Origin of the sequence: Flavobacterium algoris (assembly GCF_048158525.1) — a bacterium.
GTDB lineage: Bacteria > Bacteroidota > Bacteroidia > Flavobacteriales > Flavobacteriaceae > Flavobacterium > Flavobacterium algoris.
This window is the reverse complement of the sequence record NZ_JBLNKT010000006.1, coordinates 50612-67723: the sequence shown is the minus strand read 5'-3', so window position 1 is coordinate 67723 and position 17112 is coordinate 50612. Positions and strand designations below refer to the sequence as shown.

14 protein-coding genes and 1 riboswitch are annotated in these 17112 nt (G+C 34.6%); of the genes, 10 read left to right on the top strand and 4 right to left on the bottom strand.

The window, feature by feature from the left end; genetic code table 11:
* Window positions 1–14: 14 nt before the first annotated feature.
* The 3 genes from ACM55I_RS04830 to ACM55I_RS04820 all read left to right on the top strand — a co-directional run bounded on the left by ACM55I_RS04830 (window position 15) and on the right by ACM55I_RS04820 (window position 3824).
* On the top strand, window positions 15–617 hold the full coding sequence (locus tag ACM55I_RS04830; RefSeq protein ID WP_416845642.1) for a DNA-3-methyladenine glycosylase family protein: 603 nt from the start codon (window positions 15–17) through the stop codon (window positions 615–617).
* A 105-nt stretch (window positions 618–722) separates the two neighbouring features.
* Window positions 723–1253: an inorganic diphosphatase gene (locus ACM55I_RS04825; RefSeq protein WP_416845641.1), complete on the top strand. Its 531-nt coding sequence runs from the start codon at window positions 723–725 to the stop codon at window positions 1251–1253.
* Window positions 1254–1364: 111 nt separating this feature from the next.
* Window positions 1365–3824, top strand: a complete 2460-nt coding sequence (locus tag ACM55I_RS04820) for a sodium-translocating pyrophosphatase (RefSeq protein WP_416845640.1) — start codon at window positions 1365–1367, stop codon at window positions 3822–3824.
* A 92-nt stretch (window positions 3825–3916) separates the two neighbouring features.
* On the opposite strand, the gene ACM55I_RS04815 is transcribed toward ACM55I_RS04820, so the two are convergent.
* The 4 genes from ACM55I_RS04815 to metK all read right to left on the bottom strand — a co-directional run bounded on the left by ACM55I_RS04815 (window position 3917) and on the right by metK (window position 7274).
* Entirely contained in the window at window positions 3917–4321 is a 405-nt protein-coding gene (locus tag ACM55I_RS04815; RefSeq protein WP_416845639.1) for a hypothetical protein, read from the bottom strand.
* A 185-nt stretch (window positions 4322–4506) separates the two neighbouring features.
* Window positions 4507–5121 carry a deoxynucleoside kinase gene (locus tag ACM55I_RS04810; protein ID WP_039110805.1) on the bottom strand — a complete coding sequence of 205 codons (615 nt, stop codon included), beginning with the start codon at window positions 5119–5121 and terminating at the stop codon, window positions 4507–4509.
* Entirely contained in the window at window positions 5121–5906 is a 786-nt protein-coding gene (locus ACM55I_RS04805; protein WP_416845638.1) for a hypothetical protein, read from the bottom strand. Before ACM55I_RS04805 ends, ACM55I_RS04810 begins: the two co-directional genes overlap by 1 nt.
* A 117-nt stretch (window positions 5907–6023) precedes the next feature.
* A complete protein-coding gene (metK, locus tag ACM55I_RS04800; protein WP_416845637.1) occupies window positions 6024–7274 on the bottom strand; it encodes a methionine adenosyltransferase in 1251 nt (416 codons plus the stop codon).
* A 778-nt stretch (window positions 7275–8052) separates the two neighbouring features.
* Here metK and ACM55I_RS04795 point away from each other — a divergent pair.
* The 7 genes from ACM55I_RS04795 to ACM55I_RS04765 all read left to right on the top strand — a co-directional run bounded on the left by ACM55I_RS04795 (window position 8053) and on the right by ACM55I_RS04765 (window position 16985).
* Complete coding sequence (locus ACM55I_RS04795) at window positions 8053–9345, top strand: O-acetylhomoserine aminocarboxypropyltransferase/cysteine synthase family protein (protein WP_416845636.1); 1293 nt, start codon at window positions 8053–8055, stop codon at window positions 9343–9345.
* A 140-nt stretch (window positions 9346–9485) separates the two neighbouring features.
* On the top strand, window positions 9486–10487 hold the full coding sequence (locus ACM55I_RS04790; protein WP_416845635.1) for an alpha/beta fold hydrolase: 1002 nt from the start codon (window positions 9486–9488) through the stop codon (window positions 10485–10487).
* Between the two features lie 572 nt (window positions 10488–11059).
* Window positions 11060–11269, top strand: coding sequence for a hypothetical protein (locus ACM55I_RS04785; protein ID WP_416845634.1), 210 nt, complete (start codon window positions 11060–11062; stop codon window positions 11267–11269).
* 232 nt (window positions 11270–11501) lie between these two features.
* Window positions 11502–11626: riboswitch (SAM riboswitch) on the top strand.
* 78 nt (window positions 11627–11704) lie between these two features.
* Window positions 11705–12667, top strand: a complete 963-nt coding sequence (locus tag ACM55I_RS04780) for an alpha/beta fold hydrolase (protein ID WP_416845633.1) — start codon at window positions 11705–11707, stop codon at window positions 12665–12667.
* A 25-nt stretch (window positions 12668–12692) separates the two neighbouring features.
* On the top strand, window positions 12693–15107 hold the full coding sequence (thrA, locus tag ACM55I_RS04775) for a bifunctional aspartate kinase/homoserine dehydrogenase I (RefSeq protein WP_416845632.1): 2415 nt from the start codon (window positions 12693–12695) through the stop codon (window positions 15105–15107).
* Between the two features lie 194 nt (window positions 15108–15301).
* The gene (locus ACM55I_RS04770; protein WP_416845631.1) at window positions 15302–15736 is read left to right on the top strand and encodes an OsmC family protein; all 435 of its coding nucleotides are present in this window, start codon (window positions 15302–15304) and stop codon (window positions 15734–15736) included.
* A gap of 76 nt (window positions 15737–15812) precedes the next feature.
* Window positions 15813–16985, top strand: a complete 1173-nt coding sequence (locus tag ACM55I_RS04765) for a trans-sulfuration enzyme family protein (RefSeq protein ID WP_416845630.1) — start codon at window positions 15813–15815, stop codon at window positions 16983–16985.
* Window positions 16986–17112 lie beyond the last annotated feature (127 nt).

Genomic DNA, 17112 nt, shown 5'->3' with positions numbered 1-17112 from the left:
AAAAAAATGAGATTATGCAAAAAGCTATTGAATATCTTTTAGAAAAAGACATCATTTTCAAGTCAATCATTGAACAATATGGGATGCCAACTATTCCCATAAGACCCCAAGGATTTGAAACTTTAGTGTTGTTAATTTTAGAACAACAAGTATCTATAGATTCAGCAAAAGCGACTTTTTTAAAGTTAAAGGCCAAAGAAAAGAACTTTGTCCCTGTGGCACTTCTTGATTTATCAGATGAAGAATTTAGGAATCTTGGCGTAAGCCGTCAAAAAACGTCTTATATCAAAGCGTTGTCAACGGCAATACTGAATAAAGATATTAATTTGGAAAGTTTACCAACCAAAACAGCGGAGCAAGTTCGAGAAGAACTCATTAAGATCAAAGGAATAGGAAACTGGACCATTGATATCTATTTAATGTTTTGTCTTCAAGAGCCAGATTTGTTGCCGTTGGGAGATATTGCGGTCGTAAACACAATAAAAGAATTACTGGATATTCATAATAAAAAAGATATGGAAGTCCATACTATAAGATGGAGTCCGCATCGTTCCGTGGCTACCTATCTTTTGTGGCATCATTATTTGAACAAAAGAAATCGAACGGTGGTTTACTAAAGTGCTGTTTGTTACAATTTAATCCACAGATAACCTAATTTTTTCATTGTTGAAAGGGATTCTTTACTTATTTTTGCAGCCATAAATATAGAAAAGAAAACTAAAATGACTGCAGACAAAATAAACACTTTCGATGTTCTTATCGAAATTCCAAGAGGAAGTAGAAATAAATACGAATATGATTTCGAAATCAAAAGAATGCGTTTTGATAGAATGTTATTCTCTTCCATGATGTATCCGGCTGATTATGGATTTATTCCGGAAACTTTAGCTTTAGATGGAGATCCATTGGATGTTTTGGTATTGATAAATGAACCAACTTTTCCCGGATGTGTTATAGAAGTGAAACCAATTGGGGTTTTCCACATGGCAGATGATAAAGGACCGGATGAGAAAATTATTTGTGTACCGGTTTCTGATCCAATTTGGAATTCATTAAACGATTTGTCAGATATCAATCCACACTTATTAAAAGAAATTGAGCATTTCTTCCAAGTATACAAAGACCTTGAAAACAAACAAGTGGATGTAGAAGGTTGGGGAGATTTGAGCGAAGCAAAAGCGATTATCAAAGAATGTACGGATCGTTTTAATCAAATTGAAAACAAACCAGAAGGATTATTTAGTATTAAATAATTTTCACCTATATTTTTTACAAAAAAAGCAATATTCCGTTAGGAGTATTGCTTTTTTGTTTAAATTCGTTTTGGAACATTATCAATACTAACCAAAAACCAAAAGAAATTTATGAATACAATAATGATTTACTTGCCAATAGTTATGGCAATTGTAGGACTTCTGTACATGTGGATCAAAAGAGCTTGGGTGTTAAAACAAGACGCTGGAGATGGTAAAATGAAAGAGATTTCAGATTATATTTACGAAGGTGCCTTGGCGTTCCTTAAAGCAGAATATAGGTTATTGGCTTTCTTTGTATTGGGAGCAAGTATCGTTTTGGCCGGAGTGTCATTTGTAGTTCCTACAACACATATATTAATAGTGGTCGCTTTTGTTTTCGGAGCATTTTTCTCGGCTTTGGCTGGAAACATGGGAATGAAAATTGCGACAAAAACCAATGTTAGAACCACGCAAGCCGCCCGTACCAGTTTGCCACAAGCCCTTAAAGTTTCTTTTGGTGGTGGAACAGTAATGGGATTGGGTGTTGCTGGTTTAGCCGTTCTTGGTTTAACCTCTTTCTTTATTTTCTTTTTCCATTTTTTTATGAATGGCGTATGGACTTCTTCTGAAGACATGACCAAAGTGTTGGAAACATTAGCAGGATTCTCTCTTGGAGCGGAATCTATCGCTTTGTTTGCGCGTGTTGGCGGTGGAATTTACACTAAAGCTGCCGATGTTGGTGCTGATTTAGTGGGTAAAGTAGAAGCCGGAATTCCAGAAGATGACCCTCGTAATCCTGCTACAATTGCGGATAATGTGGGCGATAATGTGGGTGACGTTGCCGGAATGGGTGCCGATTTATTTGGTTCTTATGTAGCGACAGTTTTGGCAGCCATGGTGCTGGGTAATTATGTTATCAAAGATATGGGCGGAAAAATCGAGGATGCTTTTGGCGGAATCGGACCTATTTTATTGCCAATGGCAATTGCTGGTTTCGGAATATTATTTTCGATCATCGGAACCATGTTGGTAAAAATTACAGATACTAATGCCAAAGAAAAACAAGTCCAAAAAGCATTAAATATTGGAAACTGGGTTTCTATAGCTTTAACGGCAATTGCTTGTTTCTTTTTAGTTCAATATATGTTGCCTCCAACCATGAAAATGGAATTTTTTGGAGAAGGAATACAAAATATCTCATCTATGAGAGTTTTCTATGCGACTATCGTAGGATTAGTGGTTGGAGCTACAATTTCATCTGTTACAGAATATTACACGGGATTAGGGACTAAACCAGTAATGGCAATTGTACAAAAATCGAGTACTGGAGCCGGAACAAACGTAATTGCAGGTTTGGCCACCGGAATGATTTCTACATTTCCAACTGTTTTATTATTTGCTGCTGCCATTTGGATTTCTTACGCTTTAGCAGGATTTTATGGGGTGGCTTTAGCGGCTTCAGCGATGATGGCAACAACGGCGATGCAATTAGCAATCGATGCTTTTGGACCCATTTCGGATAACGCAGGAGGAATTGCTGAAATGAGTGAATTACCAAAAGAAGTGCGTACTAGAACGGATATTTTGGATTCTGTTGGAAACACAACTGCTGCAACCGGAAAAGGTTTTGCGATCGCCTCGGCTGCATTGACTTCATTGGCTTTATTTGCGGCGTATGTAACGTTTACAGGAATAGACGGAATCAATATTTTCAAAGCGCCTGTTTTAGCGATGTTATTTGTTGGGGGAATGATACCCGTAGTTTTCTCTGCTTTAGCGATGAATTCTGTTGGAAAAGCAGCTATGGATATGGTGTATGAAGTACGTCGTCAGTTTAGAGAAATTCCAGGAATTATGGAAGGAACCGGAAAACCGGAATATGCTAAATGTGTCGATATTTCAACCAAAGCCGCTTTACGCGAAATGATGTTGCCGGGAATTTTGACTATCGGTTTCCCAATAGCAATCGTTTTACTTGGTAAATTAGTTTATGGAGACAACAACCAGTTAATTGCTGAAATGTTAGGCGGATATATGGCTGGAGTTACTGTGTCTGGTGTACTTTGGGCTGTTTTCCAAAACAATGCGGGTGGTGCTTGGGATAATGCTAAAAAATCTTTCGAAGCAGGAGTTATGATAAATGGAGAAATGACATACAAAGGTTCAGATGCGCATAAAGCTGCGGTAACTGGAGATACGGTTGGAGATCCATTCAAAGATACTTCGGGGCCGTCGATGAATATATTAATCAAATTGACGTGTTTGATTGGTCTTGTAATTGCACCAATTTTAGGTAACGGAAGTCATACTATTTCTAATAAAGCGTCTTGTTGCGTGGCTTCAGGAAAATGCACCTCAATGTCAGCGGAAGAATGTAAAGCAAAAGGCTGTACAAATCCAACCTGTGAACATATGAATGCAGGAACGATGTCGACTCATATGATTTCTAAAGAAGTTTCAATTCAAAAAACTAGTACCAATGGTGTGGTTGTGGCTACAGTAACGACCACCATAAATGGTAAAGTGGATACGCAAGTTTTCGAGGGAACTGAAAAAGAAGTTCAGGCGAAAATCGATGCTTTGAAATAAAATAATTTATTATTTGATAGTTAAAATGCCCTGTTTTCACAGGGCATTTTGCTTTTTATCAAACGATGAATTGTTGTGCAAATAGGTGTTTTCTAAAGATTCAATGTGCCCCAATCGGTAGTATCCCAATTAGAAAGTTCTATAGCTGCGACAACTAAAAAAACAATCCCTAATGGACCTACAACAATGACCACATTTCCTATTGTGGTTTTTGTTCGGTCTAAAATACGAATTGTTTTTAAATCACTTTCAGTCAACGGTCTTTTTTCAATTTTATGTTTAGTCTTTATATAGCCGTAATAATTGCCGTCAATTTTTTCAATGTCAATGAGCTTTAGTTTAGTATTGTCCGTTTTTACAACTAAAATTTTTCTATTTGGAACTACTGCCTCATCTAAAGTTACAGGCGCTTTTTGATAAACAACGCAACTTTGCAGACTAAGTGCAATAAAAAATAGAAAACAGACAGTTTTGTTCTTTAAGTTGGTGTGTCTCATGATTTTTAGATTTAAATTAATAATCAGGAAAATCAGTTGATTAATGTTTTTATGTGGTAAACTAAGGGAGGAAAAGAAATTAGTTTAATTTGTATTAATATTAACGTGTTGATTTATAAAGGTTTGAAAATAAAAAATACCTCACAATTTATGAAGTATTTTTTTTGTCTTATTGTTTTGTTGATCTAAAATAACCCATTTAGTTCCGCATCGATACGATTAAAAATGTGTCCTAAATCTTCAGGATTGTCAACAAAGTTAATATTATCAACATCAATAATTAATAATTTACCTCTATCGTAAGTGTGAATCCAGGCTTCATAACGCTCATTCAATCGGCTTAAATAATCAATAGAAATGGTAGATTCGTATTCACGACCACGTTTGTGAATTTGCCCAACAAGATTTGGGATAGAGCTTCTCAAATAAATTAATAAATCGGGAGCTTTAACAGTTGATTCCATTAATTCGAAAAGAGAAGAATAGTTTTGAAAATCACGATTTGTCATTAAACCCATAGAGTATAGATTGGGAGCAAAAATATGTGCATCTTCATAAATCGTTCTGTCCTGAATGATTTTTTTACCACTCTCCCGAATTTGCATTATTTGGCGAAAACGACTATTCAAGAAATAAATTTGTAGATTAAAAGACCAACGCTCCATTTGATGATAGAAATCATCCAGATATGGATTGTCAACTACATCCTCAAAATGGGGTTCCCACTTAAAATGTTTAGCCAATAATCGTGTTAAAGTTGTTTTTCCTGAACCAATGTTTCCTGCTACTGCTATGTGCATTACGGTATTGTGATTTTATAATTTGTAATTCCTTCTGATGTAAAAATAGATAAAATTTGGTCTTTGTAGTTGAATTTTTTAAACGTTTTTTCTAAAATTTCAATTTCGAATTTTTGATTCTTTACAATGTCTTCAATAGTAAGAATGGAGTTCTTGGAAATGATAAATTGATAGTCGTTGATGATTTCTATCGAATCAAAATCGGATATTTTTCCCTTCTTTGTTATTTTTCCAAAAATGTCACAGGAGAACCAATTGTTTTTATCATCTATCCAATAAAAAGCATTGAAATTTGATTGATAGTATTTTATGCTTTCCGGGAATGAAGTGGAAATTATTTTATAGTCATTTTTTAAATAATCATAAAGTCCAATTTGCTGATTCAAACTGTTGTAAACCCACAATTGGTTTTGAGAAGCTATTCCTATAGCGTTCACAAGTATTGGGATTATGTTTTCTGAAAAATTTATTTTTTGAGTTTCATTCAGTTGATTGTCAAGTAAGATAACGGTATTGAAATTTTCGTAAAACAAAACAATTTTTAATGGATTCAGTAGATCTACTTTCGTGATTTTGCCCAAAGAAATATTTTTATATTCTAAAGTTTCGTTATCTTTTATTTTAGAAAAAACATTGTTCTTAACAGTGTAATAATATCCAAATTGATCGTATCCTAAAAATTGATCAGCATCAATAGTTACCTGATTTATCTTCGAAGCAAATAGTTTTTGGCTATATGCAGCTGAGGACAAGGCCAAAAAAAATACTATAATAAGGTTTTTCATAATGTAAGCAAATTATAAAAAAAAAGATTGATGTTACCTGATTCGAAAAAGTTCATAAACCCAAAAAACCATTCGCACGTGTCGAATGGTTTTCTAGGTATTAATAATTTCAGATAATTACAATCCGAAAGCTGTTTTAACTTGGTCAACAAAATCTAATTTTTCCCAAGTAAATAATTCAACAGTAACGGTTTTTACGTTTCCTCCTGGAGCAGAAAAAGTTTTAGTTACCGTTTCTGGTGTACGACCCATATGTCCGTAAGCTGCAGTTTCACTGTAAATAGGATTTCTTAATTTCAAACGTTGCTCGATAAAGTAAGGACGCATATCAAAAATTGCTTCTACTTTCTTGGCAATTTCGCCATTGGTCAAATTCACTTTTGATGTTCCGTACGTATCGATAAAAATACCCATTGGTTTTGCAACACCAATGGCGTAAGAAACCTGTACTAAAATCTCGTCAGCAACACCTGCCGCAACTAAGTTTTTAGCGATATGACGGGTTGCATAAGCAGCACTTCTGTCTACTTTACTTGGGTCTTTTCCAGAGAATGCACCACCACCATGAGCTCCTTTTCCACCGTAAGTGTCCACAATAATTTTTCTTCCTGTAAGTCCAGTATCTCCGTGTGGTCCTCCAATTACGAATTTCCCTGTTGGATTAATATGGTATTGGATTGAATCATTGAATAAATGAGCATGCGCAGGATTTTTAGCAATAATCCTTGGAATCAAAATTTCAACGATGTCTTTTTTGATTTTTGCTAACATTGTAGCTTCTTCGTCAAAATCATCGTGTTGTGTTGAGATTACAACAGCATCAATACGAGTTGGCTTATTATCATCACTATATTCTAAAGTTACTTGGGATTTTGCATCAGGACGTAAATAAGTAATTTCGTTGTTTTCGCGTCTTAAAATAGCTAATTCCTGCAATAATTTATGTGATAAATCAAGTGCCAATGGCATGTAATTTTCTGTTTCATTAGTGGCATAACCAAACATCATTCCTTGGTCACCAGCTCCTTGTTCTTCAGGATTTTTTCTGTCAACCCCTTGATTGATGTCAGCAGATTGTTCGTGAATAGCAGAAAGGATTCCACAAGAATTGGCTTCAAACATGTATTCGCTTTTTGTGTAACCAATTTTCTTGATTACGTCACGAGCGATTTGTTGTACGTCTAAATAGGTGTTAGATTTTACTTCACCAGCCAAAATTACTTGACCAGTAGTTACTAAAGTTTCGCAAGCTACTTTTGAGTCAGCATCAAATGCTAAAAAGTTATCGATTAACGCATCCGAAATTTGATCTGCAATTTTGTCTGGATGTCCTTCGCTTACAGATTCTGACGTAAATAAATAGGCCATAATAATTATTAGTTTAAAATTAAGCGAGAAAAAATAATTGCTGAAAAAGACTAAAGAAGAGTTTCTGCTTTAGCATTTTTTCTACTGAAAAATTTTCAGCATTCATAATGAATTCGTTTCATTATGAAGAGGTTGCAATCAGTTCAAATTTTTCCTCTTGTATTCGGGTGCAAATGTATGAAACCATTTTGAATTGCAAATTAATCTTTTGTTTTTTTTAATTTAAATGAAGAAATTTAACATATTCTACTATTTCTATAGAGTTTATAAAATAAATTGATTTTTGTTTGGTAGATTCAAAAAAAGTTTGCAATTTTGCTTCATCAAATAAGGAAAAAATGAAATTAGTTACTATCAATATGTGTTGCATGATGCCGGAATCTTCCGCAGAGCGTACTATTGTATAGTTTTAAATTTTAAAAATATATAAGTAAGACCTCTGCTAACCGCAGAGGTTTTTTTATTTTATGTTGAATCCATGATTTGAAAATTTGAAGAAATAAAAGAAAGATAAATTCAATTTTGTCAAACTGATAAATAAAATCCAATGATTAAAACAGTAGTAAATAAAATGATGGTGTGTTGTATGATGCGTATATGCATCCCAATTTGCTATTGCCAAAAGTGAAAGATATAATCTTTGTTATAGTTCCAACTATAAGTCCTTTTGGTAAGCCATCCAAAAGGACTTTTTTTTTACTCAATAATCTGAAAATACAATAAGTATCACAATCTAAAAATTAATAACAAAATAAATTAATATTAAAATCTAAACATCATGAGCACAAAAAAATTTGCAACAAATGCATTACACGCAGGACACGACGTAACAAAAAACGCAGGAACCAGAGCCGTTCCTATTTATCAAACCAGTTCTTATGTTTTCAATAACTCGGAACATGCCGCCAATCTTTTTGGTCTTGCAGAACCCGGATTTATTTATACCAGATTAAATAATCCTACGAATGACATTCTGGAACAACGGTTGGCGACTTTAGAAGGCGGGATTGGAGCAGTAATTACCGCATCAGGAACTGCCGCAATTGCGACAACATTATTAGTATTGCTAAAAGCCGGAGATCATATCGTGGCTTCAAACAGCTTGTATGGCGGAACGTATAATTTATTAAAAGTTACGTTGCCAAGATTAGGTATCACTGCCACATTTGTAGATCCATCTGATCCGGGTAATTTTAAAAATGCTGTGAAGGAAAATACCAGAGCATTCTTTGTGGAATCTTTAGGAAACCCCAAATTAGACGTGTTGGATTTGAAAGCTATTTCGGCTGAAGCCAAAGCATTTAAAGTACCTTTTATTGTGGATAATACGGTTGCGTCTCCGTATTTACTGAACCCAATTCAATACGGAGCCGATATTGTCATTCACTCTTTGACGAAATACATAACAGGTAACGGAACTTCGCTGGGAGGTGTTATCATTGATGCCGGAAATTTTGATTGGACCAATGGTAAATTCCCGGAATTCACTGAGCCTTCTGCGGGGTATCACGGATTAGTGTATCACGAAGCCCTTGGAAATGCCGCTTTCATTGCTAAAGTTCGTATCGAAGGGTTACGGGATTATGGCGCTGCTTTGAGTCCGTTCAATGCCTTCCAGATTATTCAGGGATTAGAAACGTTGCCTATTCGGGTTCAAAGACACAGTGACAATGCTTTGGCTTTAGCCCAATGGTTAGAAAGTCAGCAAGAAGTGGCTTGGGTGAATTATCCAGGATTAAAATCGAGTAAATATTATCTTCTAGGTCAGGAATATTTGCCGAAAGGGCAAAGCGGAGTAGTCACTTTTGGATTAAAAGGAGGATTTGAAGCTGCCAAAAAAGTAGCCGATGGAACTAAAATATTCTCTCTTCTGGCGAATATTGGCGATACAAAATCACTGATTATCCATCCTGCCAGTACCACGCACCAACAATTATCTGACGAGGAACAAATTGCAACAGGAGTTTCTAAAGATTTAATCCGACTTTCTGTTGGTTTAGAAGACATAGAAGATTTGAAAGGGGATTTGAAAGCCGTTTTCGAAACTATAAAAAAATCTCAATTGGTATAAAAATTTGTTTTTTGGTGGTTAAACTGTCTTCGGTTCTTGGTCAGGCCAAAGGAAGTTTTTCTTAAAAAAGAAATGTGTAGCATGAATTTGTCACCGTCAAAATCAAATTTTAATCCATTCAATCTTAAAAATTATTTAAAATGAAAAATATAGAAAAAATAGATCTCTTTAATTTCGATTTAGAAATAGGGAAGCAGAAGCCATACATTTCTTTATCGTATCAAGTTTTTGGTCAGCCTATTGGCAGTTATCCAATTATTGTAGTGAATCATTCTTTAACCGGAAATTCAAATGTTAGTGGTGAAAAAGGTTGGTGGAATGGCATAATAGGGAAAAACAAAGCCATTGATACTAATTATTTTACAGTTATCACTTTCAATATTCCTGGAAATGGATATGATGATGTCCTAGAGAATCTTATCGATAATTACCGGGATTTCACCGTGCGGGACATGGCTAGGATTTTTTGGGAAGGATTGTCTTTTTTGAAAATAGAAAAACTTTTTGCCGTTATCGGTGGAAGTCTGGGAGGGGCAATTGCATGGGAAATGGCAGTTTTACAACCTGATAAAATTGAAAATCTAATTCCTATTGCTACAGATTGGAAAGCTACGGACTGGGTAATTGCTAATGTTTTGATTCAAGATCAAATACTGAATCACTCTGATGATCCCATTGTTGACGCTCGATTGCATGCTACATTATTGTATAGAACCCCAGAATATGTAAATCAAAGGTTTCAAAGAAATAAACTTGACAGCTCCTCTATTCTCCAAATCGAAAATTGGCTGCTCGATCATGGGTTAAAATTAAAAGACCGGTATCGATTAGCAGCTTATAAATTGATGAATCATTTGCTGAAAACGAATGATATTACCCGCAATAGGAAAGATTTTTTGGCTGTAGCCAATACCATTCAAGCGAATATTCATTTGGTTGCAATTGATTCGGATTACTTGTTTATTGTCGATGAAAGCCGCAAAACCTACTTTGGATTGAAAAATATAAAACAAAATGTTTTTTACCACCAAATCCAATCGATTCATGGGCACGATGCTTTTTTAATAGAATTCAATCAATTGTCCGATATTTTAAACCCCATTTTAAGCAATCACAAACAGCCAAATTACGTCAACGCTTAATAAACGGAGTCATTACAGCAGCTTATGGAAATTCAGCAATACTTTTAAAGAAGAATGTTGCATTGCGTTTTCTAAATAATACCAATTCCAATTTGATTAATTTTTTTTTAAAATTTATTTGGATAATTCAAAAACAATTAGCATATTTGTTACAAGAAAAAAAGACAACGATGAAATTTAATGTGTGCAATATGTCAAAAGCCATTCAGGAAGTATCCTGCGGGTCGCTTATTGCTTAAATTTAAATTAAAAATTTATATAGCAAAAGCCTCCCGCACAACGGGAGGCTTTTTTTTTTGAAATGCATCGGTCGTAATTTTTTAAACATAAAAAAACAAGAATAGAATGAATACATCAAAGCAACAGAAAATAAATAATTTCAAGGTCAAAAACAGATTTTGTGCTAATGCCATTATGTGTATTCACGTCTGTTGATTCCAAAAGTATAAGTTTATAACACAACTTAAAACCCTTTTGGATATGAATCTAAAAGGGTTTTTTCATTTAGTCTGAATTGTTTCAGAGTCTATAATTAATTAAAATAAAAAAATATCATCTAATATCTTTCAATTATGAGCACAGCAAAATATTTCCCAAGAACCTTTCGGTTGCTAAAGAAAATTAATTTCAGCAACAAAACAGAAAACGGTACCGATTCAAGAAACGAATTGATTCATCCGAGATTTGAAATATCAAAAAATGATTCTCTAACGCAAAAAAAAGTGTCCAATTCTTTGCTTTTTTTAATGTATTCAAAAGAAAATGAAGCACTTTTTATTTAAAAAATCGAATTTGAATCGCAGTTTTGATTTGCCTGATATTCGTACTAAAAGTTGTTGTTTCGGCGAAGGGTAAAATCCACTTAATGGGATTCTTCCTTCGTCGAAAAGACAATTGTGAGTTGCTTTTTCTAGATTGTTTTTCAATGAAAGAATTAGAATCAATTCACATAAAATTTGGTTGTTAAAAAAAATAGTAGTTAATTTGTGCCTTTAAGTTCAAAAACGTATTGAAATGTTATAAAGAAAGGCAGAGGGATTAGACCCGATGAAGCCTTAGCAACCCTTCGGTAAATCGAAGAAGGTGCTGCATTCTACCTTTGTTCTGATTTTTTTCAGAAGCTAAAGGAAAGATAACACAAAGAATTCTTCTAGTTTACTTCTAGCTTTCTTTCTAATATTTCCAGACACAAATCAAAAATCATAAAAGATTTGAAATTGGAAAATAAACCAACATCTATTACATTACAAAATTTCACCACCGAAAGTGGGGCTTTTTATGCTACCTTAAACTTAAGTTTTCAAGTTTTTGGTCCAGCTTTACATACCGCTCCAATAGTTTTGGTAAATCATGCATTGACTGGAAATTCCCAGGTTATGGGAGATGGCGGTTGGTGGAATGATTTAATTGGTGAAAACAAAACCATAGATACAAATAAATACACGATACTGGCTTTTAATGTTCCCGGAAATGGTTTTGATGACGCCATCATTGAAAACTACTTGGATTTTAACGCCAGAGATATTGCTAGAATTTTCATAAAAGGGGTTAATTTACTGAAAATCAAACAACTGTACGCGATTATTGGCGGTTCAATAGGAGGTGGAATTGCTTGGGAAATAGCGGCTTTGGAACCAAAAATCACACAACATTTAATTCCTATCGCAACCGATTGGAAATCGACAGATTGGTTGATTGCCAATTGCTTTTTGCAGGAGCAAATTCTTAATAATTCTTCGAAACCTATTGAAGATGCAAGGATTCATGCGATGCTTTGTTATAGAACGCCAGAATCTTTTGCTGCAAAATTTCAGCGAACTACCAATGCCGAATTAGCGGTTTTTAACGTAGAAAGTTGGTTGTGTCATCACGGTGAAAAACTTCAAAAGCGTTTCCAAATTTCGTCTTATAAAATGATGAATCAATTGCTCAAAACAATAGATATCACCCGAAACAGTGGGTCATTTGAAGCAATTGTATCGAAAATTGAAGCCGATATTCACATTATCGGAATCGATTCAGACTTGTTTTTTACGGTAAGTGAAAACAGAGCAACTTATCAGGAATTAAAAAAATATAAAAATAATATTACCTATCAAGAAATTGTTTCCATTCACGGACATGATGCTTTTTTGATAGAATACAAACAATTAGACAATTTGCTGGCCTCCATTTTTTAGGGGCGACACCATAAAAACATGCACAATGAAAATATTAAAATTTGGAGGTAAATCTTTATCGAATGGCGAGGGAATCAACAAAGTAGTCGCTATTATTACTGATAAAGTAAATCAAGGAGAAAAAATTGCTATAGTAGTTTCGGCAAGAGGAAATGCTACAGATGAACTGGAAGAAATTTTAGGAGTTGCTTCTAAAAATGGTAATTATAAAGAATTATTTGAAGACTTTAAAAAATACCAACAAGACGACTATGATGAAGTTGATTTGTCAGAAGAATTCAATGTTCTTGAAAAACTTTTTGAAGGTGTAAGTTTAATTGGTGATTACAGTAATAAAATTAAAGATCAAGTACTTTCTAAAGGAGAGTTGCTTTCTGCAAAATTACTGACGGCTATTTTAATCAAAAATGGAGTTAACGCACGTTTTGCTGATTCACGAGAATTGATTAAAACGGATTCGAAATTTGGAGACGCACAACCTTTGGAACAACTTTCGAAGAAAAACGTAATCAATTATTTCAAGCAAAATAACGGAACAACCGTGAATATTGTTACTGGATTTATTGGTTCAAATAGCAAGAACGACACCACGACTTTAGGAAGAAACGGCAGTAATTATACCGCTTCATTAATTGCGAATTATATTGATGCCGAAGAACTACAGAATTACACGCATGTTGACGGAATTTATACCGCTAACCCGGATTTAGTTCCTGATGCCAAAAAAATAGACCATTTGACTTTTAACGAAGCGAATGAATTGGCTAATTTTGGAGCAACGATTCTTCATGCCAAAACGATCATTCCTTTATTGGAAAAAAACATTCCGCTTCGGATTTTAAATACTTTCAATCACGAAAATAAGGGGACATTAATTACTTCTAATTCTAACAAAGAAGGAATTAAAACGCTTTCAGTTCTTGAAAATGTGTCGTTGGTAAATCTGGAAGGAAGAGGATTACTTGGTAAAACAGGAGTTGATGCCCGTATTTTTAGAGTGATGGGCGATAATGATATCAGTGTAAGTATTATTTCTCAAGGTTCTTCTGAAAGAGGAATTGGGTTGGTAGTTGATGCCGATAAAGCTACAAAAGCAATGATTGAACTGGAGAAAGAATTTGAAAATGATTTCTACTCGAAGGATGTGAATAAAATTACGGTTACTGATAATGTTTCGGTGATTTCTATCATTGGGCAGGATTTAAGTACGTTTCATAAGCCATATACGGCATTGATAAAAAATAAAATTGTCCCTATACTTTTCAATAACACGGTTACGGGTAAAAACGTGAGTTTGGTAGTTAAAAAATCGCAACTTCACAAAGCGTTGAATGTGATTCACGGGGAGATTTTTGGAGTTTCTAAGAAAATTAATATTGCCATTTTTGGACATGGATTAGTAGGCGGAACTTTGATTAATCAAATCCTGGAATCAGCAGCGACGATTGAGAAAAGAAAAGATATAAAACTGAATGTTTTTGCAATTGCAAATTCTAAAAATGTTCTTTTAAATAAAAATGGCGTTACTCCAAATTGGAGAAATGAAATTCAAAATAATGGTTTCTCCTACACAATTGATGATATAATTGCATACGCAAATGAACATCATTTAGAAAATTTAATTGCTATTGATAATACAGCAAGTCCTGCTTTTGTAGAAAATTATATTTCTTTGGTAGAAAGTGGTTTCGATTTGATTTCGTCCAATAAAGTAGCAAATACTTTAAGTTATAGCTTTTATAAAAAACTGCGAAAAGTGTTGACGGATAATCAAAAGAGTTATTTGTATGAAACCAATGTTGGAGCTGGATTGCCATTAATAGACACAATAAAATTATTGCATCTTTCAGGAGAAAATATCACAAAGATTAAAGGAGTTTTCTCCGGTACTTTGAGTTATTTGTTTAATAATTTCTCTGCGAAGGACGTTCCGTTTAGTGAAGTTTTAAAAGAAGCTATCGATAATGGATATACGGAACCAGATCCAAGAGAAGATTTGTGTGGAAATGACGTAGGTAGAAAATTATTGATTTTAGCAAGAGAATTAGACTTGCAAAATGAGTTTGAAGAAATTGAAATCCAGAATTTAATTCCAGAACATTTACGCGAAGGCGATGCTTCTAATTTTTTAAATAAACTGACGGAATTTGATCCAATTTATGCCAAAATAAAAGCGGAGCAAAAACCAAATCACGTGTTGCGATACATAGGTGAATTATCAGGTGATTTGCAAAATGACAAAGGGAATCTAGAAGTGAAGTTAGTTTCGGTACCTTCTGATACGGCTTTGGGTGGATTAAAAGGTTCTGATTCTTTCTTCGAAATTTACACGGAATCGTATGGTGACAGACCAATTGTAATTCAAGGGGCTGGAGCTGGATCTGCAGTAACGGCGAGAGGGGTTTTTGGAGATATTTTGAGATTGTCGGATAAGGGATAAGGATTTAAGATTTCAGATTGCTTCGCCAGTTCGAGCAAGCTCTCGGGTTACGATTTTTGATTTAAGATATATAAAAGTAAAATCTGAGTTTGAAAACCGTTTTATCCGCGTCTGAACAAATATAATTAGTAAAAAAGGGACTGCCTCCAGTCTTGGCTTCTTTCTCTTCGGGGAGGGTTGGGGAGGGGAATAATATGAAAATAACATTAGACAGAGTAAACGAAAACTTCCACTTCGAATTAAAAAACGAACGTGGACATATAGTAAATGTAGATGCCAGACCTGATTTTGGAGGCAATGATATGGGGCCAAGCCCAATGGAGTTAATATTGATGGGTGTAGCAGGTTGCAGCGCAATTGATATGATTTCGATTTTGAAAAAACAACGTCAAGAAATCACTTCTTTCAAAGCTGAGGTAGAAGGTGAGCGTGTACAAGTAGGCGAGGCAAAACCGTTCAAAGATATTTATGTGGTTTTTTCACTTAAAGGGAATATTAAAGAAGATAAAGCTGCAAAAGCGGCTCAATTGTCTTTTGATAAATATTGCTCGGTTTCTAAAACATTGGAACCAAATGCAACGATACATTATAAAGTAGTTTTGAATGGAGTAGAATTAGCCAAAATCTAAATTTGCCCTAGGCATACAATTAAAAACAATTTGAATTCGTGCAAATTTGTGCAATTCGTGTTAAAAATTAAAAAAAATGAACGAACAAGAATTTGGTTTTGAAACCCAAGCGATACGCACCCAATTAGAACGCACTCAATATTTAGAGCATTCAGTGCCTTTGTACTTAACCTCTAGTTTTGTATTCGAAGATGCCGAAGATATGCGTGCCTCATTTGCCGAGGAGAAAGATAGAAATATTTACAGTCGGTATAGCAATCCAAATACCAACGAGTTTGTGGATAAAGTTTGCCAAATGGAAGGCGCAGCGGCTGGTTTTGCTTTCGCTTCTGGAATGGCTGCAGTATATTCTACCTTGGCGGCTTTGTTAAACTCTGGTGATCACGTGGTTTCGGCAGGTAGTATTTTTGGCGCAACGCACTCTTTGTTTGTTAATTATTTTCCAAAATGGGGGATTGAAACTACGTATTTTGATATTAACAAACCCGAAACGATTGAAAGTTTTATTAAACCAAACACTAAAATTCTTTTTGCTGAATCGCCTACAAATCCAGCTGTAGATATCATAGATCTTGAATTGTTAGGTGCCATTGCCAAAAAACACAATCTGGTGTTAATTATTGATAACTGCTTTGCAACACCTTATTTGCAACAACCTATAAAGTGGGGCGCACATTTGGTCGTTCATTCAGCTACAAAATTAATGGACGGTCAAGGTAGAGTTCTGGGCGGAATAACTGTTGGTGATGCCGAATTGATCCAAAAAATCTATTTATTTTCGCGACTTACGGGGCCTTCTTTATCGCCGTTTAATGCTTGGGTATTGTCGAAAAGTTTAGAAACTTTGGCAATTCGTTTAGACAGACATTGCGAAAATGCCTTGAAAGTAGCTGAGTTTTTAGAACAGCATCCGAAAGTTAATAAGGTGAAATATCCGTTCTTGAAATCACATCCTCAATATGCCATTGCTCAAAAGCAAATGAAATTGGGAGGAAACATTGTTGCTTTCGAAATTAAAGGTGGCCTTGAAGCAGGAAGAACATTCTTGGATAAAATAAAATTATGTTCGTTGTCTCCCAATTTAGGTGATACGAGAACCATTGTAACGCATCCAGCCTCTACAACACACAGTAAATTGTCTGTGGAAGAACGTTTGGCAGTAAGTATAACGGATGGTTTGGTCCGTGTTTCAGTAGGTTTAGAAACAGTAAAAGATGTCATTGCTGATTTAGAGCAAGCACTTTCATAGGGATTTTAGAATGATGATTAACAATTTTTGATTGTAGATTTAGTACCTGTCAAAAATCGTTAATCTCCATTCGCCATTCTTAAATCAAAAAGTATATTTTTGTTGTTACAATAAAAGACATGTAGAT

Bases quoted from the DNA above. Each gene is read 5' to 3' on its own strand.
- ACM55I_RS04830 (WP_416845642.1), top strand. From the start codon at position 15: ATGCAAAAAGCTATTGAATATCTTTTAGAAAAAGACATCATTTTCAAG.
- ACM55I_RS04790 (WP_416845635.1), top strand. From the start codon at position 9,486: ATGAAAAATATAGAAAAAATAGATCTCTTTAATTTCGATTTAGAAATA.
- thrA (WP_416845632.1), top strand. From the start codon at position 12,693: ATGAAAATATTAAAATTTGGAGGTAAATCTTTATCGAATGGCGAGGGA.
- ACM55I_RS04805 (WP_416845638.1), bottom strand. From the start codon at position 5,906: ATGAAAAACCTTATTATAGTATTTTTTTTGGCCTTGTCCTCAGCTGCA.
- ACM55I_RS04820 (WP_416845640.1), top strand. From the start codon at position 1,365: ATGAATACAATAATGATTTACTTGCCAATAGTTATGGCAATTGTAGGA.
- ACM55I_RS04785 (WP_416845634.1), top strand. From the start codon at position 11,060: ATGAGCACAGCAAAATATTTCCCAAGAACCTTTCGGTTGCTAAAGAAA.
- ACM55I_RS04815 (WP_416845639.1), bottom strand. From the start codon at position 4,321: ATGAGACACACCAACTTAAAGAACAAAACTGTCTGTTTTCTATTTTTT.
- ACM55I_RS04770 (WP_416845631.1), top strand. From the start codon at position 15,302: ATGAAAATAACATTAGACAGAGTAAACGAAAACTTCCACTTCGAATTA.
- ACM55I_RS04825 (WP_416845641.1), top strand. From the start codon at position 723: ATGACTGCAGACAAAATAAACACTTTCGATGTTCTTATCGAAATTCCA.
- ACM55I_RS04810 (WP_039110805.1), bottom strand. From the start codon at position 5,121: ATGCACATAGCAGTAGCAGGAAACATTGGTTCAGGAAAAACAACTTTA.
- ACM55I_RS04765 (WP_416845630.1), top strand. From the start codon at position 15,813: ATGAACGAACAAGAATTTGGTTTTGAAACCCAAGCGATACGCACCCAA.
- ACM55I_RS04795 (WP_416845636.1), top strand. From the start codon at position 8,053: ATGAGCACAAAAAAATTTGCAACAAATGCATTACACGCAGGACACGAC.
- metK (WP_416845637.1), bottom strand. From the start codon at position 7,274: ATGGCCTATTTATTTACGTCAGAATCTGTAAGCGAAGGACATCCAGAC.